The following is a 20,708-nucleotide window of genomic DNA, read 5'->3' as shown; positions in this document are numbered from 1 at the left end:
CATATGAAAGCCTGGTATGACGGGAAGTTTCTGGGGGCTAACAGCTGTTGTTGGTTTAGTCATTAAAATTACTTTTTTTATTGATTTAACTGACAGGAAAGAAAATGATAACTTTACAGGAAAGCACAACAGCAAAGTTGTGTGCTTTTGCGCGAGCTCATCACTCAAATTTTGTAAAACATAAAATTTTTGACGATTATCTGGCTTTTGATCTTATGGGATTTGACGGCTACATGGAAATGGCAGAAGTCATCTCTGCCAATTTTCAGAAATATGACAATTCGTCGAATAATCTCATTGCCGGAAATATACGTGAGAGAGCAGGCTTTGTTAAAAATCTTGCTACATATATTTCTCCAATTCCCTTAACTAGGATTGATTTTACTGAACGTCTGATAAATAGATTCGCCAAGAGAACCAAAGGACGTGTCCAGTATGTAATTCTGGGGGCCGGGATGGACACTTTTGCTTTCAGGAACCCAAACGAGAACATAAGGGTTTTTGAAGTAGACCATCCCGACACGCAGAAATTCAAACTTGCCCGTGTAAAGGAACTTGAATGGCAGATTCCATCCGGTGTTAACTTTGTTCCGGTAAGATTCGGAGAAGACAGCCTTTTAAATAAACTGAAAGAATATGGTCTTGATCCATCCGTTCCAACCGTTTTCAGTATACTTGGAGTAACTTACTATCTTTCTCTGGATACCTTTAAGGAAACTCTGCTGAGTATTTCATCCCTTGCACGTGAAGGTAACATGGTTGTTTTCGACTTCCCTGATGAAACCACCTTTGACAGTAATGCTGTAGACAGGGTAAGAACGCTTGCTGAGATAACAGATACCTTCGGTGAGCCCATGATTCACGGATTTCGCGTTGATGAAATAAGAGAGGCTTTAAACGAAGCCGGTTTCGCAGTCGTTAATCACCTTACCCCGAGGAGAATCGAACATCATTATTTCAGAGACAGAACCGACGGACTGCATGCCTTTGAAAATATTCACTTAATCAGCGGAATTTACAGAAGGGAACCTGAGACGGAGGAAGATAAATGAAAAAAATTGAAAGTTTTTCCATTAATCATGATCTTCTTAATCCTGGCATATACATTTCCAAAATTGACAAAGATGTTGTTACCTATGATTTAAGGATGAAAAAACCTAATGCCGGCAGATATCTGGATAATGCAGCCCTGCACACGATAGAACATCTTCTTGCGTCCTACTTAAGAGGCTCGAGTCTTGAGGAAAGTGTGGTTTATGTAGGCCCGATGGGATGCAGAACAGGATTCTATCTGTTGCTTCGCAGTACGATTACCCAAAGGGCTGTGATAAGGCTTGTTCAGGAGGCATTCAGTTTTATAAGCAAATATGATGATGAAATCCCAGGCGGCAGCAGAATTGAATGTGGAAACTATCTTAATCAGGATCTTCCCGGAGCCAGAGTTGAGGCTGAGGAGTACTGTAGAATTATTAGTTCATGGACTGAAGAGCAATTAAATTACAGAAGATAAGAATAATGATAGGGAGATAATTATGAGTAACAAGAGATTTGCGACAAAGCTGGTTCACGGGGGATTTACACCGGACGGGCAGACTGGAGCTGTAAACGTTCCTATATATCAGACATCAACATACAGACAAAAAAAAATTGGTGAACCGACAGGCGGATGGGAATATTCCAGAACCGGTAATCCGACAAGAGCCGCACTTGAAAAGCTTATAGCTGAGCTTGAAGGTGGTGAGGCCGGTTTCGCTTTTGCATCAGGCATGGCTGCAATATCCGCTGTTCTGATGTTGTTCAATGCCGGCGATAAGATTCTGGTATCCAGCAATGTGTATGGTGGAACTTTCCGCGTCCTGGACAAGGTTTTTACAAGATTCGGTCTTAAATATGAACTGGTGGATTCAACAAAATTAAATAATATAGAGGAAAAAATTGATTCATCAGTTAAGGCAATCTATATAGAGACTCCAACTAATCCGCTTTTAGAAATTACGGATCTCCGCGGCGTCGCAGAAATATCAAAGAAACACTGCATTCTTTCCATTGTTGATAACACCTTCATGACCCCGTATCTTCAGCGTCCTATTGAACTGGGGATAGATATTGTTGTCCACAGTGCAACAAAATATCTTGGCGGCCACAGTGATCTGATCGCAGGTCTTGCCATTGTGGCTAACGGAACAGGTCTGGCAGACAGACTGGCATTTATTCAGAACAGCACGGGAGGTGTGTTACAGCCTTTTGATTCATTCTTATTAATAAGAGGTATCAGGACTCTTGGCGTGAGAATGGACAGACATGTTTCCAATACTGAAAAAATCGTAAGTTATCTGATTAATGAACCTGCAGTAAACCGGGTTTATTATCCTGGTTATCCTTCAGATCCGGGATACAGTCTTAATCTTACTCAGGCTTCAAAAGGAGGAGCCATGCTTTCATTTGAGCTGGCTCCCGGATATTCTCCGGAAAAGTTCCTGGAAAATCTTAATTTGATAATGCTGGCTGAAAGTTTGGGAGGTGTCGAATCTCTTGTTTGTCATCCTGCAAGCATGACTCATGCATCAATTCCTGCAGATATCAGAAAAAAAATTGGAATTTCTGACGGACTGCTGAGGTTGTCAGTAGGAATTGAGGACGCAGACGATTTGATTGATGATATTAAACAGGCACTGGAAGCAAGCAGGAGATAATCATGGGCAGAATATATAAATCAATGCAGGAACTGGTTGGGAATACTCCTTTGGTTGAACTGTCACGAATAGCTGAGTTACCTGAAGGAGTAAAACTTTTTGCTAAGCTTGAGCTGTGGAATCCTTCAGGAAGTGTAAAGGACAGGGTCGGAAGGTACATGCTTGATGAAGCTGAAAAAAAAGGATTGATTACACCGGGTAAAAGTACGATTGTCATGCCGACCGCAGGGAATGCCGGGCTTGGAGTTGCATTTGCCGCTCTTGGGAGAGGATACAGGATTATATTTGTTGTTCCGAAAAAGTTTTCTCCTGAAAAACAGACCCTGATGAAGGCATTAGGTGGGGAGATTGTGAGTACCTCAAGGGAAGGTGGAATGCTTGAAGCTTCGGTAAAGGCTGACGAAATTGTGAAAAATACTGAAAACGCGGTAATCATTGATCAGTTCAAGCTGAGCAGTAATCCTCTCGCTCATTATGAAGGAACAGGTCCTGAGATATGGAATGATCTTGAGGGAGATATTGATTACGTTGTTGCCGGAGCAGGCAGTGGTGGAACATATAGCGGCGTTCTAAAATATCTCAAGTCCCAAAAGCAGAATATTACCGGAGTTCTGGTTGATCCTGAAGGTTCAACCATGGGCGGAGGTGAACACGGTGATTATGACGTAGAGGGGATTGGTAATGACTTTATTCCTGCTACCATGGATATGTCGCTGGTTGATAAAGTCATAAAGATAAATGATGCCGAGTCATATGAATACTGTAAAAAACTTGCAGAAACAGAAGGTATTATCGCAGGGTCGTCCAGCGGTGCAGCTGTTTCTGCTGCCGTAAGACTGGCTAAGACTCCGGGGGTTCATGGGAATATCGTGGTGATTCTGCCTGATCGCGGAGATCGTTATTTCAGCAGAAATCTTTATGCGTGATGTCGTAACCATGGCGATCATGTAAGTTATATCAAATGTTATCAGGACGGTTTTAATATGTATGATTCGGTAAAAATCGTCCTTACAACAGATGATATATAACTAACGCATCTTTGTCCTTTGTAAAATAACAGTTTTTTAATTATTTATTTTTTTCTGTGTATTGTCGTTTTTGCTTGTTGACAAATGGAAAATCTATATTTAAAATACAAAACATATCAAAGCAATAGGAATAATAGGTAATGAAAGAGGTTTTATGGCATGGAAGAGGCGGTCAGGGGGCGTTTACCGCATCCAGACTTCTGGGAGCTGCTTTTACTTCTCAGAGTGAACGCAATTATGCCATTGCTTTTCCGTCATTCGGTCCTGAACGAAGAGGCGCTCCTGTAAGAGCGTTTAACAGAATTGCCGACAGAATGATAGGGGACAGAAGCGTTATCGCCAGAGCTGATTATGTGCTTTATCTAGACCAGTCTTTGTTGACTGAAGACTATGAAAATGAACTGAAATCAGGAGGATTAATCTTTGTTAATTCCAAAGACGAGGATGTTCATCGCGATGAAAGAATTATCCGCTTCGATGCCTCTGGTCTGGGAGAAAAGATATTGGGACTGCCTATTTCCAATACGGCTATTTTAGGATTTTGGGCGGGTTACACAGGTGAAATAGCTCTTGACAGTCTTATTTCTGTTGCAGAGAACAGTCTTCCCTCAAGAATCAGGGCTAAGAACATAGAGATTTTAAAACAGGCTTACGAGTCAGGAAACAGATATGAGCGATGAACAGAAAAAGACGTTAAAGCCTTCATTAAGGCAGACTTCTCCTTCATCTCCAGATGAAATCCCTGAGGCAACCTGTTATGAAGGCGGTTTTCTTACCACGGCAAATGCATCATGGAGAACTGTCAAGCCTGTTGTGGACAACGAAAAGTGTATAGGTTGTCTTGAGTGTTACCTGTATTGTCCAGACGGATGTATTTTTAAAAAGCAGCTTGAAAAGAAGCTGAAGGTTGAGATTGATTACGATTTCTGCAAGGGGTGCGGAATCTGTTCTAAGGTGTGCCGTAAGTGTGCCATAACTATGGAGAAGGAGTCATAAGTGAGAACTTTTCTTTCAGGAAATGAAGCTTTTGCTCACGGAATCAGATTATCCAGAGTTCAGGTTGTTTCCGCGTACCCGATTACACCGCAGACCGTAGTTGTTGAGAAACTGGCAGAAATGCATGAGGACGGAAGTCTAAAGACTGAATTTATACATGTTGAGTCTGAACATTCCGCACTGTCGTGTGCCATAGGGGCTTCAGCCACCGGAGCCAGAACTTTTACAGCCACTTCATCTCAGGGGCTTTTGTACATGGCCGAGTGCCTTCACTATGCGGCCGGCGGAAGATTTCCTGTAGTAATGATGAATGCTAATCGTTCTACAGCGCTTCCGTGGAATATTTACGGTGACCAGAGAGATTCTCTTGGCTTACTGGATCAGGGATGGATTCAGGCTTATGCCCTGGATGCCCAGGAATCCCTGGATCTGGCACTGATGAGTTATCGCATTGCTGAGGATTCTCGCGTAATGACTCCGTTTATGGTTAATATGGACGGCTTTGTACTGACTCATACTTATGAAGTTGTTGATGTTCCGTCACAGGAACAGGCTGACAGATTTTTGCCGTCATACAGAACTGATAACCGGTTTGATTTTGACAATCCCAGAAATCTGGCTTTTTCAGTAGGACCGGAACAGAACTTCAGATTCAAGTTTCGTGAGCACAGAGCCATGCTCAGGGCAAAAAAGGTAATAGAGGAAGCTGAGCGCGAATTTTCAGATGTTTTCGGAAGAAAATACAGCGGTTTGTTAGAGGAATACAAAACATCTGATGCTGAGTACGTTATTGTTACTTTAGGAACAGTGGCCGGCCTTGTAAAAGAGGTCGTGGATGAATTGAGAAATGCCGGAATCAGAGTCGGTTTGGTAAGAATACGTTATGTCCGACCTTTCCCTGATGTAGAAATTTATGAAGCTTTAAAGAATGCCAGAGCGTTTGCAGTGTTGGAAAAGGATATATCCTTCGGTTACGAGGGAACAGTCTATACCAATGTGAAATCAGCACTGTATTCCCATGGATTAAGCATCCCTTCATATAATTATGTTGGCGGACTGGGCGGTGCGGATATTTCTCATGAGGATATACTGCGAATTTTTGATGATATAAAGAGTGGTTCAGGCAGAAGGGTTACATTCCTGGGAGTCAGTGAGGATGAATACGATGAATGATAAAGTTCTAAATGCCAGAACACTTACTGATGATGAATTTTTTTACGGACATAAGGCCTGTCCAGGTTGTGGTGGCAGCCTAGCCGTAAGAATTGCCCTAAAGGTACTTGGGCGCAGAGCTGTTTCCGTACTTCCTGCGGGATGCATGTCAGCTGTCGGTTTTAATTTCCCTCAGCTTGCGTTTGCAAATAACTCCATAATATCCACATTCGCAGGAACTGCATCAATGATGACAGGTATTGCAGCAGGATACAGGGCTCAGGGAATAACTGACGTGCCGGTTGTCGGCTTTGCGGGGGATGGCGGTACAGCCGATATAGGTATTCAGGCTTTGTCCGGTGCGATAGATCGTAATGATGACATCCTTTATATATGTTACGACAACGAAGCTTATATGAATACAGGTATTCAGAAGAGTTCACTTACTCCGTATGGTTCTTCTACCACAACAACTCCTGTGTGCGGTGGAGGAAAGGGAAATCTTACTGATAAGAAGAATCTCTTTGAAATAGTTGCAGCACATGGTATTCCTTATGCTGCCACTGCTACGGTTGGAAATATGCCTGATTTGATTAAAAAGATTCAGAAGGCGGCAGGTATTAAAGGCACAAGATTTATTCATGTTCTGTGTCCTTGCCCGGTGGGGTGGGGAATAAAGAGCAGTGATACTGTGGATATAGCCAGAGAGGCTGTAGAGTCAGGACTTTGGGTTCTGGCTGAATATCAGAATGGAGAATTTTTTCTGTCTAAGAAGCCTAAAGAGTTTTCCGATGTGAAGAACTTTATAAAAAAACAGAGAAGATTTGCCCATCTGACAGATGAAGATATTGAAAAGATAACTGAATCCAGAAATAAAAAATGGAATTACATAAACAACGTATATAACAATTAGGAGAATAAGATTTATGGCTGAAATTCAGAAGGAACGTAAGTATTGGGACGAGCATATTGAAACCATGCCTCGTGAGGAGTTGGAAAAACTTCAGTTGGAACGTCTTAAGGAAACTGTTAAGTTTGCGTATGAAAACTCCCCTTATTATAAGCGCTCATTTGACGCTGCAGGTTTAAAGCCTGAAGATATTCATGAACTGTCAGATCTGTCTAAGTTCCCGTTTATCGATAAGAAGACTGAACGTGAAACTCAGGGTGTAGGTTCATTCCTTGGAGAACTGTGCTGTGTGCCTGAAGAAGAGGTGATTTTTATTTCATCTTCTTCAGGTTCAACCGGTGTTCCAACAATCAGTCCGTTTACCAAAGAGGATTTTGATGAATTCCAGAATACAGAAAGTCGCTGGTTCTGGCAGGTAGGCATGAGACCAAAGGACAGATATATTCATGCTCTTAATTTCTCTCTCTATGTTGGCGGTCCTGACGTAATCGGTGCTCAAAACTTAGGTGCTTTATGTATCTGGGGCGGTACCCTTCCAAGTGAAAGACTGTTGTTTGTTCTCAAAACTTACCAGCCAACCATTATCTGGACAAGCCCTTCATATGCCTGGTATCTTGGCGAAACCGCGAAGAAGCACGGCATTGACCCTAAGAAGGATCTGTCAATCAGAACCATTATCGTAGCCGGTGAAATGGGCGGTTCAATCGATACTACCAGAAAGGCAATTGAAGACCTGTGGGGCGCCAAAGTTTATGATTTCTACGGTCTGTCTGATATTTATGGTGCCTGTGCTGCAATGTGTGATGCAAAAGATGGACTTCATATTGCTGAAGATCAGATCTATGTTGAAACTGTTGATATTCATACCGGCAAGATTATTCCTAACGGTGAGGTTGGTGAGCTTGTTTATACCACACTTCGCAAGAAGGCAAGACCTATGATTAGATTCAGAACCGGTGATATCGGCAGAATCGATCAGACCAAGTGCTCATGCGGACGTACACACGGAAGAATTCATATTCTCGGTAGAAAGGATGATATGTTCATTGTTTCAGCTGTTAACGTGTTCCCTAGCGATATTGAAGCTGTAATTCGCGGTATTGATGGTATTACCGGTGAATATCTGGTAAGAATTTACGAAAAGGATCTTACCTGCAAGTATAACGTTGAAGTTGAAAAGAATTCAGACAATCCTGAATCAGATGAAGAACTGGCAGCAAGAGTTTCAGCTGCAATTAAGGCCAGAGTAGGTGTTAAGCCGACCAAGGTCGTAATTCATCCTGACGGAGCTCTTAATACTCGTTCAGAACATAAGTCAAAGCGTATTATTGATGAACGTAGTTTGAGCTACAATATTTAAGGAGAATGCTGAGAAATGGCTGCAATATCCAAAAGATGCGGAACTTTTACGGATTCGGTTATTCGCAGAATGACCAGAATCTGCCAGAAGTACAATGCGGTAAATCTTTCACAGGGGTTTCCGGATTTCGACCCTCCGCGTGAGTTGCTTGAGCGACTGTCTCAGGTGGCCTATGAGGATTATCATCAGTATTCAATTACCTGGGGAGCCGCAAATTTCAGACAGGCGCTGGCTGAAAAACAGTCAAAGCTAATGGGCAGAAAAATTAGCCCTGAAGGAGAAATTGTTGTAACCTCAGGTAGTACTGAAGCAATGATGGCAGCCGTTTTAACAGTTACAAATCCTGGTGATAAGGTCGTTGTATTTTCTCCGTTTTATGAAAATTATGCGGCTGATGCCATTTTATCCGGAGCTGAACCGGTATATGTGAATCTCATACCACCGTCATTCAGCTTTGATAAAGACGAACTGGAAGAAGCTTTTCGCCTTCATCCTAAGGCAATAATTCTCTGTAATCCTTCAAATCCATGTGGAAAGGTATTTACTGAGGATGAACTGAGATATATAGGTGATCTTGCCGTTAAATATGATGTGTTCGTGATAACCGATGAAGTATATGAACACATAGTTTATTCTCCGAATCATCACGTATACATGGCATCACTTCCAGGAATGTGGGATAGAACCATTTCCTGCGGCTCACTCTCAAAAACCTATTCAATCACAGGTTGGCGTCTGGGGTATGTGATTGCTCCTTCGTTCATTATTGATAATGTTCGTAAGGTCCATGATTTTCTGACCGTCGGTGCTGCGGCTCCTCTGCAGGAGGCAGCTGTAACAGCTCTGAATTTCGGTAATGAGTATTATGAAGATTTGCAGGATAAATATACTCATAAACGCGACTTGTTTTTGCAGGGGCTTGACAGGATTGGCCTGAAACATACTGTGCCTCAGGGAGCATATTATGTTCTCGTGGATATCTCTGAATTTGACTATGATGATGATTTGAAGTTTTGTGAGGATCTGGCTTCTGTTGTAGGGGTTGGTGCTGTTCCAGGATCCAGTTTTTTTAAAGATGGAAAAGTAAAACAGTATATCAGACTGCATTTTGCTAAAAAAGATGAGACTTTAATAGAAGCGCTGGATCGTCTTTCAAGTATTAGAGATAAGCTTAAACTTCGAAAATAAACAGTTTCTGAGGCAATAATAATTCATTTATTCTGCTCTGATTTACCACCGTTAGTTTAACGGTGGTTTTTTACTTTTGACGATATAAAAGTATTTACTGATCTGTTAATCATGATTATTCTTAAACAACTGTCAAAAGAAGTCTATCAGATGTCTGGGTTATCAATTCTGGTTAAGGTGCCATAATGAACAGAGAACTTACTAAGTAAGTGACTGATAGTTTCCCCATTGAACTGAGGAAACTATCTTTATGGTTAGATTAGAACAGATCTTCGATTGATGAAGGCTGTGTATTCTGAGGCTGAGTTACAGGTACAGACTGAATATCGGAACCGTATTGGTCCTGCTGAATATATGTCTGAGGTTCATCGGATGAGGTAGAACCGAAATTGATGTCGTTAGTATTACTAATCATATATTCGGGATATCCGTAGATACTGTTTTTAACCACATAATCAGGTTTTTCAACAGAAGCTACCGGCTGATCTTTAAGCAGATAGCTCATGAATTCAATCCATATAGGTAAAGCTGTTTTAGCACCAGACTCCCCACGACCGAGTGTTTTGGAGAAGTTGTCGTTACCAACCCATACGGTTGTGGCAATATTGGCATTGAAGCCACTGAACCAGGCATCACGGCTGTCATTGGTGGTACCGGTCTTACCTGCTATGTCCGGACGGTTCATTGCCCTGGCTCTTGTTCCCGTGCCGTTGAACGGACCGTTTGGACCGTATCCGCCATGTATAACGCTCTTTAAGGTATCGCTTATAAGGAATGCGTTGCCATGCGTTATAACCTGTTCAGCATAGTTGTTGTCTTCAAGGTATTTGGCCTGTTGTTCAATGACTTCAGGAACGATTGTATTTGTCACTGCGTCTTCACAGTCAGGACAGGCAATGGCAGGATTGGCTTCATAAATTACCTGTTCGTTGCTACCTACGACAATCTTGTCAATGAGGTACGGCTCAATCTTATAACCGCCGTTGGCAAATGTGCTGTATGCAGTAACAAGTTCAAGTGGAGTTATTTCATAGGCACCAAGAGCAAGAGAAAGATTCTGATAGTATTTCTGATTAACATCAATACCGAATTTTTTCAGGTGCTTAACGAAGTTTGATACGCCTATCTGGTTAAGAATGCGTACGGAAACCACGTTTTTGGATTTTGCAAGAGCTACTCTAAGCGGAATAGGACCTTCATATACGTTTGGAGAGTTCTTGGGAGACCATGTCTGATTACTCCATTTATTCCAGATAGAGAATTTCTCATCGGCAACATAGGTACCCAGAGTAAAGCCTTTAGCAAGAGCTGCACTGTAAAGGAATGGTTTGATATTAGAACCCGCCTGACGTTTTGATAGTTCAACTCTGTTGAAACTGCTCTTCTTATAACTGTATCCGCCAACCATTGACAATATAGCGCCGGTCTGTGCGTTTACGGAAACCAGGGCGCCCTGAACCTGAGGAACCTGTCTCAGACCGTATTCTCCGTTTTCCTTTTTGTGCACATATACAATATCACCTGGTTTGAGGATCTTTTCAATAGGGTGGTGAGTATTTTTCTTATGGTTATCGTAATTTGATGCCCACTTAATATTGTTCCATGTGATTGATGACTTTGTATCGTCGGCAAAAACAATGTTGGCGCTGTTGTCAGCCTGAAGTGTAAGCACCAAAGCCGGCGTAATGTAGTCGTACAGCTGACGTTTTTTCAGTTCGGCCTTCCACGCATCAGTATCTTTAATATCAATATTAAGTTCTTCTATGTTTTCAGGTTTTCTGTAACCGTGTCTCATATCATAGTCGGTAAGACCGTTGTAGATCGCCTGATTGGCTTTTTCCTGAACACGACTGTCCACAGTGGCATATACTTTGAAGCCTTCGCTGTAGATGGCATCACCATAAGTTGCTTCCAAAGTCTGTCTGATTGATTCTGCAACATATCCGGCATTGGCCTCTATTTTGGGAGCATGGTAATAGGAATTGATAGGCTCCTTATCCGCTTCTTCAAACTGTTCCTTAGTGATTTTCCCTGTAATCAGCATACTTTCGAGAACAGTATGTCGGCGTTCACGGGCTTTATCCGGATGAGAGATAGGATTGTTGGATGAAGGTGCTTTTGGCATCCCAGCAAGAATGGCCGTTTCACCGAGGGTCAGTTCATCTACAGTCTTTCCGAAATATATGTACGCTGCCGCCGCTATGCCGTTGGCATGATGACTGAAAGGAATCTTATTAAGATATAAAGTAAGAATTTCATCCTTAGTAAGCTCCTGTTCCATATGGATAGAAATAAAAATTTCTTTGAGTTTTCTGGTTATGTTCTTCTCTGGAGACAGGAAGAAGTTTCGTGCTACCTGCTGAGTAATGGTACTTGCGCCCTGGGACATGGTTCTTTTTTCAAACAAAACTTTTACAGCTCTCAGTATCCCTTTGGGATCTATACCTATGTGGTTATAGAAATTACGGTCTTCAATAGCAATAAAAGCGTCTTTAACCTGCTGTGGAATCTGTTCAAATTCCAGTGGGATTCTTCTGTCAGTTCCGAATTCACCTATAAGAAGATTATCGGCAGAATAAATCTGAAGTGGTGTTTCATAGCTCACTTCTTTTAATTGGCTGACATCAGGTAGAGTACTTTTAACGTGGTAATAATAGAAGCAACCTGCAGCCATACAAAGACTGATAATAAAAAGGAAAAACCAGATTATTCGTCTCAACCATATAAAAATCATTTTTTTAATCCATATATCATGACGTAATTTTATCTAATTATATAATAATTTGTTACCTAGCTCAAAATAGAGTACATCAATAAAGATTTTTTTGGCACGATCCAAAAATTTAAAGTTATTATAAAAGAACGAGTAAAATGTTAATCAGCACGGATGCAATTATGGCTGGAATGAAAAACAAAGGTAACCTATATCCGCTCCTAGGCGTGGATTTTGGAAGCCAATCTATTAAGGCTGTTGCTATTAGTGGAAAGCCTGGTACTGTTCAAATCACTGCGGTTGCAGAAGTCCCAACTCCAAAGGGATCTATTGTTGATTACCAGATTCATGATATGGAAAAGGTAGTCAATGCTTGCAGAACTTTGATTAAGCGTATCGGACAAAGACCAAGATACATAGCAACATCTGTTTCGGGGTCAAGTGTTATTTCAAAGGTGATACAGGTTGATGCAGGTCAGAGCGAAACTGAGTTAAGTAATTTCATTAACTCTGAAGCAGAACAGCTGATACCATTCCCATTAGAGGAAATTAATCTTGACTATGAAGTCCTAGGTGATAATTTCGTTGATAACCAAAAACAGGATGTTCTTATAAGTGGTGCTCGTTCTCAGAGTGTAACCGATCGTTGCGCTATCTTTGATACTCTGGGTATGGAAGTTAAGGTTGTGGACGTTTCAGTTCATGCTTTGGCAAGAGCCGTTAAGGCATTTGTTCCTGGGTTTGATGTCCTTTGTGATGAAAAACCTGTAGGTATTGTCGATGTTGGCGCGGTCACCCTCACTTTTGGTGTTGTCTATAAGGGGGAAGTTATTTACCAGCGTTTACAGAATTTTGGTGGCGATAATGTTACACAGAATCTGTGTAATGCGTATGGTTTGCCTTATGATGATGCTGAAAAGTCTAAGATTCAGAACAGAATGCCGGCAGATGCAACAAGTGAAGTTGTAAATCCATTTATGACTCAGCTTGCACAGAATATCAAGCGTAATATTCAGTTATTCACTTCATCTTCTACTCATCATGATCTTGATGTGATTGTGCTGACTGGCGGTGGTTGTTTATTAAACGGTCTGACTGAACAGATGGTTTCTTTGTTGAGAAAGGATGTCAAGTGTGTTGATATCTTCAAGCAGTTCCCTAAGTTAAAGAATGAAGAAAACCCTCAAGGTTACAAGTTCATGACTGCTCTAGGTTTAGCTTTAAGGAGTTTTGAACCATGTCCAATATAAACCTTTTACCATGGCGTGAGGTAATAAAGGAACGTCAGAGAAAGAATTTTCTTCAACTCATGGTTATATTTCTCTTTGCCGGAGCAATTGTTGCCATTCTGATTTATTTTGCTCTTGATTGGAGAATTCAGAATCAGGAAGACAGAAACAGTCAGTGGAATAATGAAATAAAAGTAGTTGATCAGAAAATTGCCGAAATTGAAAAACTTAAGCAGAGACGTCAGGAACTTATCGATCGTATGAATGCGATTGATAAACTTCAGCAGAGTCGTAATATTCCGGTGCATCTCTACTCTGATTTACCAACACTGGTGTCTTCAGGTGTTTATCTCGGCTACATGAACTATGATAATCGTATTGTTAAACTTGGTGGTTTAGCTGAATCTAACCCTCGTCTGTCTTCAATGTTACGTAACATTGATAACAGCCAGTGGCTTGGTAACGGCACTATTACTCAGACCAAGGCTGAAGTGAGAGATGGTAAAAAGATTATTCCAACTCTTCCTGATGGATTATACGCGTTCGATATGCTATTCAGTGTCCTCGACAGTCAGAATAATGCTCAGGCGCCGAACAATTCAATGAAAGGAGGTAGATAATGGCTAGTAATCTTGGTGTCGGAGATTTTGATGTTAGCCGCATTGAAACATGGCCTCAGGTTCTCCGTTATTTGACTGGTTTTCTTCTGGTTGCAGCCATTGTCGGTGGTTCATTCGTAGCTCTGAATATGGAACAGCTTGAAGAGATTGAAAAGAAGGAAAACATTGAAACCGATCTCCGCAAACAGTTCGATGAAAAAGCAAAGATGGCTGTTAATCTGGAACAGTACAAGGAACAGATTGTAGAGCTGGAAAGTTTGCTTGATGCACAGTTACGTCAGTTACCTAACAGTAACGAAGTAGCTAATCTTCTTGACGATATCAGTTTTATTGCTCAGGATAATGGTCTGAATCTCATTAGTATAAAGTGGGAAAGTGAAATTGTTCAGGACATTTATACAGAGTTACCAATGAGTATATTTGTTACCGGTACATACCAGCAGTTAGGTAGCTTTGCTGCAGATGTTGCTGCTTTACCACGAATTGTTACTATTGATAAGTTTTCTCTGAAGCATGTTGATACTACAAAAGCAAAGGCAGTAAAAGCATCTGAAGAAAGACCAAAAGATGGTAATGTTACCACCATTTCAACTCAGGAAGCACAGCCAGCTGTAAGTGATGGTGAACTTCTCGAAATGAATATGTTAGCTAAGACCTTCCGTTATAACAATGTTGTACAGAAGAAGGGCGGTGACCGTTCAAGCAGAAGAAATAAGGGAGGCAGATAATGAAAAAGTTAGCATTGGTTACTTTGCTTCTAACAACTGCCGTCAGCTTAAGTGCCTGTGGTAAATATGATGATGACATTCAGCAGACTGCTCAGAATGCTCTTCGCCAGGCTACGTCTAGAATTGAAGAGTTACCTAAGGTTAATACCTTTGTAGCTATGAAGTTTGAACCTAAAACTGACAGAATGCCGTTTGTTTTACCAAAACCAGAAATTTCAATGGTTCAGCCTCTCAAACCATTAGATTGTGAGCAGCCGGATCGTGAAAGACCAATGGAGGAACTGGAACAGTTTGCTTTGGATAACCTCTTTATGAAGGGAACCATTAGCATTGATGGAAAGCTGAAAGCAATTATCCAGACAGCAGATGGTGTTTTGGTTAACGTAACTCCAGGTATGCATATGGGGTTAAACTTTGGTAAGGTTGTACGTGTTGCACCTGACTCAGTTGAAGTTGAAGAGTTTATTTCCGACGGCAAGGGTTGTTGGGATAAGCGCTCCAGTCGTTTAGATTTAATTACAGCGGAATAGTTTAGCAGGCAGGAAAAATTATGAATTTACAAAAAAATAAATTAGGGCTTTTTGTAATGCTGGCTACCGTGGCTGGCGTTGTACTGCCTGCCGAGGCAGCTACCAAGCTCGAAAACGTTAAGGTTAATGATCAGTATGCTAGTCAGACTAAGATTGAACTTCAGTTTGATGGTCCTATTGGTTCATATCAGGATAGACTTCAGTATCATCCAGAACAGTTGGTAATCAATCTGTCAGATGCTGAATCTGCCTTATTGAAAGATACTCTTGATGTAAATGTTAAGGGTATAAAGGACATGAACGTGAAGCAGAACGGTGATGGCTTGGATGTTGTTTTTGGCCTTAAGTCACTTGTTCCATACGAAGTGTCTCAGCAGAATAATTCTCTGTATGTAACTATCGGTACTGACCCACGTGTTACTGCAGCTAGAAATGGTGTTAATACTCCTGACATTATAAACACCAACGCAGATAAGTCAGTTGCCGGTGGTATTAATCGTATCAACGCTTTATCATTCAAGAAGAATTCTGCAGGTGACGGCCTTGTTGTTGTTACTCTTGATAACAAGAGTGCTGCCCTCGATTTACAGCCTAAGGGAACTCATCTTATAGCTAAATTCCATGGTACTAATGTAGCTCCTGATTTACTGGCAGTTATGGATGTCGCTGATTACGCAACTCAGGTTAAGTCTATTGACGTATCTCAGACAGCTGATGGTGCTGTTCTCGACTTTACAATGTATAATGCTGAATTTGATGCTAAGTTTGATCAGTCAGGAGATACTGTTGTAATTAATGTAGCTAAGAAGAAGCCTGTTGTTAAACTTGATAATACCCAGAAGTATAGCGGCAAGCTTATTTCATTATCTTTCCAGGATGTACCTGTACGTTCTGCTTTAAAGGTTTTAGCTCAGGAAGTTAATCTTAACCTCGTAATGAATGATTCTGTAACCGGTAACATTACTATCAATTTTGATAGTGTACCTTGGGATCAGGCTTTAGACACCATTCTTCGAGTTAAAGGTTTGGATAAGCGTGTAGAAGGTACTATTCTTCTTATTGGTTCTCAGGAAGAACTCGCTCAGTATGAACAGAAGCAGCTTGAAGAACAGGATAAGAAGACAGCTAAGGAACCTTTGGTAACTGACTTTATCCAGATTAATTATGCAAAGGCTGCTGATTTTGTTAAGCTGATTTCTACTAAGGACTCTTCCTTATCTATAAAGGCTAACAATACTAACGCTTACGGCACTTCAAATTCTGCTGATTCTACTGACAGTCTGCTGTCCTCTCGTGGTACTGTAACTGTTGATGAAAGAACTAATACTCTTATCATCAAGGATACTGAATCCTCTATAGCAAACATCAGACGTCTGGTTGAAACTCTTGATACTCCAGTACAGCAGGTTGTTATTGAAGCAAGAATTGTTTCAATTGATGAATCAGCTGAGACTGCGTTAGGTATCAACTGGGGTATGGACACCAATAACGGCGTTTTATCTACTGGTAAGCCTAACGATGGTAAGTGGTATGCAGGTCATGGTACTTCTACTGACGTTCCTACTGATGGTGGCACATTCTCCCTTGGTCGTATCACCAAGAACTTTGCCATCAACCTGGCTCTCAAGGCTCTGGAAACTGAAAAGCGTACTGATATTATTTCAAGCCCTCGCATTACCACAACCAACCAGAAGGAAGCTTACATTGAACAGGGTTATGAAATTCCGTCAATCACTGCATCTTCTGCAGGTAATACAACTATTGAATGGAAGAAGGCTGTACTGAGTTTAAAGGTAACTCCTCAGATCACTCCTGATGATTCTGTATTCCTTGATTTAGCTATTACTCAGGATGATAAGGGCGATGAAGTTAAGTCATTCGGTACTTCTTCTCTGTCAATTGAAACCCGTGAACTCAATACTCAGGTTCTCGTAGGTAATGGCGAAACTCTGGTACTTGGTGGTATCTTCCAGCAGTCTGTATCACGTACTGTAAAGAAGGTTCCTTTACTTGGTGATATCCCTGTACTTGGCTGGTTATTCAAGAGCATTGATAACACCAATTCTAAGAGAGAAGTGTTAGTATTTATTACTCCACACATCCTCAAGGAAACAATGTAATAGTATTAGTTAGTTAGATTCAAGGCTGTCTGAAAAGACAGCCTTTTTTAATTAATCCACCAAATTGACTATTTTCAATCTGTTTTTTCAGTGTTCATCTTTTTCTAAAATAAGTTATAATCAACCATTATCTAGTCGATGATGTCTATAACTATAAGTTAATGTAGGGCTATTAAGCATTATGTCTGAATCTCAGAATATATTTCTAGTAGGGCCAATGGGGGCTGGTAAAAGTACGATAGGTAAAATTCTGTCTGAGCTTACTTCTTTACCTTTGATTGATTCTGACACCGAAATTGAAAAAAGAACTGGTGCGGATATATCTTGGGTTTTTGATGTTGAGGGTGAAGAAGGGTTTAGAAAAAGAGAGGAAGTCGTTATTGATGAACTTACTCAGAAAAAGGGAATTATACTTGCTACAGGTGGCGGGGCTGTGAAGAATTCCAACAACAGAAAGGCTCTTTCTTCCAGAGGTGTTGTGGTTTATTTAAAAACATCAGTTGATAAGCAATATCAGAGAACTTGCAGAGACACCAGACGTCCTTTGTTAAATAATTCCGATCCTTTGGGAACCTTAACCCGTTTAATGGCTGAAAGAGAGCCGTTATATATGGAAGTGGCTGACATAGTTGTTGAAACTGATCAGTATTCAGCAAAGCAGATTGCTTTACAGATTGTTGATAAGTTTGATGAACTGAAGGATATGTAATGAAAACTTTAACTGTTGATTTAGGTGATCGTAGTTATCCGATTTTTATTGACTGTGGTCTTCTCGAGCGTGAAGACGTTTGGGGCGGTTATATTAAGAAGAAAGGTAATGTTGTAATAGTTACAAACACAACTGTTTGTACCTGGTATCTTTCTAAGTTGGAAGAATCAATTGCCAGATTAGGATATAAGGTTTCAAGCTGCATACTTCCTGATGGTGAAAAGTACAAGAATTTAGAAAGCTTTAATCAGATTATGACTTTTCTTCTTGAGCATAACTGCGGTCGTGATACTACTCTTGTTGCTCTTGGTGGTGGTGTTATTGGAGATCTGACTGGTTTTGCCGCCGCTTCATTCCAGAGAGGAGTTGATTTTATTCAGGTTCCTACAACATTGTTGTCACATGTTGATTCATCTGTAGGAGGAAAAACAGGAATAAATCATCCTCTTGGCAAAAATATGATTGGAGCTTTTTATCAGCCTAAGGCTGTAATTATTGATCTGAACTGTTTGCAAACACTCCCTGAACGTGAGCTTGCTGCCGGTATGGCCGAAGTTATCAAGTATGGTATTATTTGGGATAATTCGTTTTTCAAGTATCTTGAAGAACATACTGACAATATATGGAAGCTTGATTTTGATGTTATATCCGAAGTAGTTTACAGATGTTGTTCAATTAAGGCTGAAGTTGTTCATCAGGATGAGAAGGAAGGTGGTATTCGTGCCATCCTTAATTTAGGACATACCTTCGGTCATGCCATTGAGACTTTTATGGGGTACGGAGTATGGCTTCACGGAGAAGCTGTTGCTGCAGGTACCGTAATGGCATCCCGTGTTGCTTTAATAAGAGGATATTTGTCAGGCAACGAATTCAATCGTATTGTCGCTTTATTAAAGAATAACAGACTTCCTGTTTCCAAGCCAGAAAATATGACAACTGATGATTTTATGAAGCTCATGATACATGATAAAAAAGCATTAAATGGTCATATTCGCTACATTATTCCTGATGCTCTCGGAAAATCTTCTGTAAAGGACGATTTGTCACAGGCTGAGATTGTAGAAGCAACAAAGTAATCCTTGTTTTATCTGCTTGTTTAAAGAGAAAGCTGAATATCCGGCTTTCTCTTCGTATAGCACGTCCCATTTGTTTAATATTCTATTTTTTCTAGTATATTCACAGTCTTTGTAGTAAAAAAATTGTAAATGTGTATGACTGAAATAATATCTAATATAATTCATTGATCGGGTTTTATACGAAGGTATGCTTCGTCATAAAATTTTTCATATTTGAGGTTGTTAATAGAGTCTTTTGAGGCTGGTGTTGTGTATCAATCTGCCTGAGAAAGAAATTTTTTATAACTATTGGCCTAACATAATAAATATCTGTCGACTGATTATTAGCAATAGAGAAGGGAAATAACATGGCCTTGGAACAGTTACCACAACTAACTAGTCAAAAATCATTAGTAGAGCGAATTAAGTATCAGATTTCAGTAGGAGCCCCTTTTATTGTTATCAAAGGGAGTCTTGGTGCTGGAAAAACTGTTATATGTGAGCAACTTATTTCATCAGTTGATGACAAATTCATTAAGGCCTATATTCCCGGTTCTGGAAATCCGGATCTGACAAAATGCAGAGAGATACTTTTAAATCAGATTTCCAATGCAAATAAGATTAATTCAAATGACAAGCTGATCGGTTCTGTTCAGAAAATGAATTTTGGCAAGAAGCGTGTACTGATTGTAATCGATGATTTTGATAATATTGCCGATCGTTTTATTTCAGAACTTGTGGATATTTACAGTAAATACAAAAAAGATCAGCTTTTTTCAATTGTAACAACTGTTTCATCATCAGCAAAGCAGGCGCAGAAAATCAGGCAGCTTAATTCTCTATCCGTAGAACCAATGGAAATGGAGATAAAACCAATCAGTGTTCAGGAGAGCATTCTGGTCATGTCATACTACGGAAGTATGGTAGGAATGCGAGGTCTGGATGATCGTACATTGAAAAACAGTAAAGAACTTCAGGCAGCTAAAGGTAATCCCGGTGCGATTAAGAGCATGATTGAAGGTTTATCGGATACTGATAGCAACAAATATAATCCTATTGATCGGGCAAGAAGACGCAGAAAAGCTACTTTAACTGCTTTGTTTGGCGGAGCAGCAATAGCTGTAATGGTTGCTGGAGTCCTTGTGTTTGTTATTAAATATCAGAATAAGCCTCTTGTGGATAATTCTATTATTACTGAACAGAATCAGAAAGCTCAGGATATGCTCAATGCCATAGAAGATGATGATAAAAATGTCGATTCACTGATGCCGGAGCTTTCAAAGACCAGAGATGACCTTAATCCGTTGATTACTGTTGAAGACACTGAAAAAATTCATAATAACATTGATGATGACGGTGCCTTAAAAGATAAGAGAGATGCGGCACAAGATGATATTGATAAAGCAGAAGTCAATAAGGAAAGTGTTGCTCAAGATTCTAAAATTATTATTTCAGATGAAGACAATGCAGAAGTTATTGCGAAAATTAATAAAAAGAACGCTATTGGTAAGGATGTGGAGCTGTTAAAGGCTGAAGCTGATATTGATGCAAAGGCAAAAGTTTTAGCTGAAGAAAGAAAGAAACAGGAGTTAGCTAAACTAGAAGAGGAAAAGAAAGCCGAGGAGAAAAAGAAGGCAGCGGAATTAAAGGCAAAGCTTGAAGCTGAAAAGAAAGCTG

At 40.5% G+C, this 20,708-nt stretch carries 19 protein-coding genes; 18 read left to right on the top strand and 1 reads right to left on the bottom strand.

Features of this window, described 5'->3' with window-relative positions; genetic code table 11:
- Positions 1 to 104: 104 nt before the first annotated feature.
- The 10 genes from T489_RS0108500 (at position 105) to T489_RS0108455 (ending at position 9,327) form a co-directional block, all read left to right on the top strand.
- Positions 105 to 1,052: a class I SAM-dependent methyltransferase gene (locus tag T489_RS0108500; protein ID WP_051621921.1), complete on the top strand. Its 948-nt coding sequence runs from the start codon at positions 105 to 107 to the stop codon at positions 1,050 to 1,052.
- Positions 1,049 to 1,510 (top strand): S-ribosylhomocysteine lyase, encoded by a 462-nt coding sequence (locus T489_RS0108495; RefSeq protein ID WP_031579621.1) that lies wholly within the window; start codon positions 1,049 to 1,051, stop codon positions 1,508 to 1,510. Before T489_RS0108500 ends, T489_RS0108495 begins: the two co-directional genes overlap by 4 nt.
- Positions 1,511 to 1,532: 22 nt before the next feature.
- The gene (locus tag T489_RS0108490; protein WP_031579620.1) at positions 1,533 to 2,693 is read left to right on the top strand and encodes a trans-sulfuration enzyme family protein; all 1,161 of its coding nucleotides are present in this window, start codon (positions 1,533 to 1,535) and stop codon (positions 2,691 to 2,693) included.
- A 2-nt stretch (positions 2,694 to 2,695) separates the two neighbouring features.
- Positions 2,696 to 3,619, top strand: a complete 924-nt coding sequence (locus T489_RS0108485; protein ID WP_031579618.1) for a PLP-dependent cysteine synthase family protein — start codon at positions 2,696 to 2,698, stop codon at positions 3,617 to 3,619.
- Between the two features lie 242 nt (positions 3,620 to 3,861).
- Entirely contained in the window at positions 3,862 to 4,401 is a 540-nt protein-coding gene (locus T489_RS0108480) for a 2-oxoacid:acceptor oxidoreductase family protein (RefSeq protein WP_031579617.1), read from the top strand.
- Positions 4,391 to 4,717: a 4Fe-4S binding protein gene (locus T489_RS0108475; RefSeq protein WP_031579616.1), complete on the top strand. Its 327-nt coding sequence runs from the start codon at positions 4,391 to 4,393 to the stop codon at positions 4,715 to 4,717. Before T489_RS0108480 ends, T489_RS0108475 begins: the two co-directional genes overlap by 11 nt.
- On the top strand, positions 4,718 to 5,890 hold the full coding sequence (gene porA, locus T489_RS0108470) for a pyruvate ferredoxin oxidoreductase (protein WP_031579615.1): 1,173 nt from the start codon (positions 4,718 to 4,720) through the stop codon (positions 5,888 to 5,890).
- Positions 5,883 to 6,782 (top strand): thiamine pyrophosphate-dependent enzyme, encoded by a 900-nt coding sequence (locus T489_RS0108465; protein ID WP_031579614.1) that lies wholly within the window; start codon positions 5,883 to 5,885, stop codon positions 6,780 to 6,782. Before porA ends, T489_RS0108465 begins: the two co-directional genes overlap by 8 nt.
- 13 nt (positions 6,783 to 6,795) lie before the next feature.
- Positions 6,796 to 8,139, top strand: a complete 1,344-nt coding sequence (locus T489_RS0108460; protein WP_031579613.1) for a phenylacetate--CoA ligase family protein — start codon at positions 6,796 to 6,798, stop codon at positions 8,137 to 8,139.
- 15 nt (positions 8,140 to 8,154) lie between these two features.
- Complete coding sequence (locus T489_RS0108455; protein ID WP_031579612.1) at positions 8,155 to 9,327, top strand: pyridoxal phosphate-dependent aminotransferase; 1,173 nt, start codon at positions 8,155 to 8,157, stop codon at positions 9,325 to 9,327.
- 259 nt (positions 9,328 to 9,586) lie between these two features.
- On the opposite strand, the gene T489_RS0108450 is transcribed toward T489_RS0108455, so the two are convergent.
- Complete coding sequence (locus T489_RS0108450) at positions 9,587 to 12,061, bottom strand: penicillin-binding protein 1A (RefSeq protein ID WP_084155475.1); 2,475 nt, start codon at positions 12,059 to 12,061, stop codon at positions 9,587 to 9,589.
- A gap of 161 nt (positions 12,062 to 12,222) precedes the next feature.
- Between T489_RS0108450 and pilM the strand changes: the two genes are divergently transcribed.
- The 8 genes from pilM to T489_RS0108410 form a co-directional block, all read left to right on the top strand.
- Positions 12,223 to 13,290: a type IV pilus assembly protein PilM gene (gene pilM, locus T489_RS0108445; RefSeq protein WP_031579610.1), complete on the top strand. Its 1,068-nt coding sequence runs from the start codon at positions 12,223 to 12,225 to the stop codon at positions 13,288 to 13,290.
- Positions 13,278 to 13,889: a PilN domain-containing protein gene (locus T489_RS0108440; protein WP_031579609.1), complete on the top strand. Its 612-nt coding sequence runs from the start codon at positions 13,278 to 13,280 to the stop codon at positions 13,887 to 13,889. The genes pilM and T489_RS0108440 overlap by 13 nt, the downstream gene beginning before the upstream one ends.
- A complete protein-coding gene (locus T489_RS0108435) occupies positions 13,889 to 14,617 on the top strand; it encodes a type IV pilus inner membrane component PilO (protein ID WP_031579608.1) in 729 nt (242 codons plus the stop codon). The genes T489_RS0108440 and T489_RS0108435 overlap by 1 nt, the downstream gene beginning before the upstream one ends.
- 23 nt (positions 14,618 to 14,640) lie before the next feature.
- A complete protein-coding gene (locus T489_RS0108430) occupies positions 14,641 to 15,147 on the top strand; it encodes a pilus assembly protein PilP (RefSeq protein ID WP_232218299.1) in 507 nt (168 codons plus the stop codon).
- Between the two features lie 20 nt (positions 15,148 to 15,167).
- Entirely contained in the window at positions 15,168 to 17,267 is a 2,100-nt protein-coding gene (pilQ, locus tag T489_RS0108425) for a type IV pilus secretin PilQ (protein ID WP_051621919.1), read from the top strand.
- Between the two features lie 181 nt (positions 17,268 to 17,448).
- Positions 17,449 to 17,976 (top strand): shikimate kinase AroK, encoded by a 528-nt coding sequence (gene aroK, locus T489_RS0108420; protein ID WP_031579604.1) that lies wholly within the window; start codon positions 17,449 to 17,451, stop codon positions 17,974 to 17,976.
- Positions 17,976 to 19,052 carry a 3-dehydroquinate synthase gene (aroB, locus tag T489_RS0108415; RefSeq protein WP_031579603.1) on the top strand — a complete coding sequence of 359 codons (1,077 nt, stop codon included), beginning with the start codon at positions 17,976 to 17,978 and terminating at the stop codon, positions 19,050 to 19,052. Before aroK ends, aroB begins: the two co-directional genes overlap by 1 nt.
- 347 nt (positions 19,053 to 19,399) lie before the next feature.
- Positions 19,400 to 20,708 (top strand): ATP-binding protein (locus tag T489_RS0108410; protein ID WP_031579602.1); only part of this gene is annotated, 1,309 nt, incomplete at its 3' end.

The organism is Ruminobacter sp. RM87, from assembly GCF_000701925.1.
In the GTDB taxonomy this organism is placed as follows: Bacteria; Pseudomonadota; Gammaproteobacteria; order Enterobacterales; family Succinivibrionaceae; genus Ruminobacter; species Ruminobacter amylophilus.
Note: the sequence above shows the minus strand (reverse complement) of the source record. Positions and strands in the feature narration are given on the sequence as shown.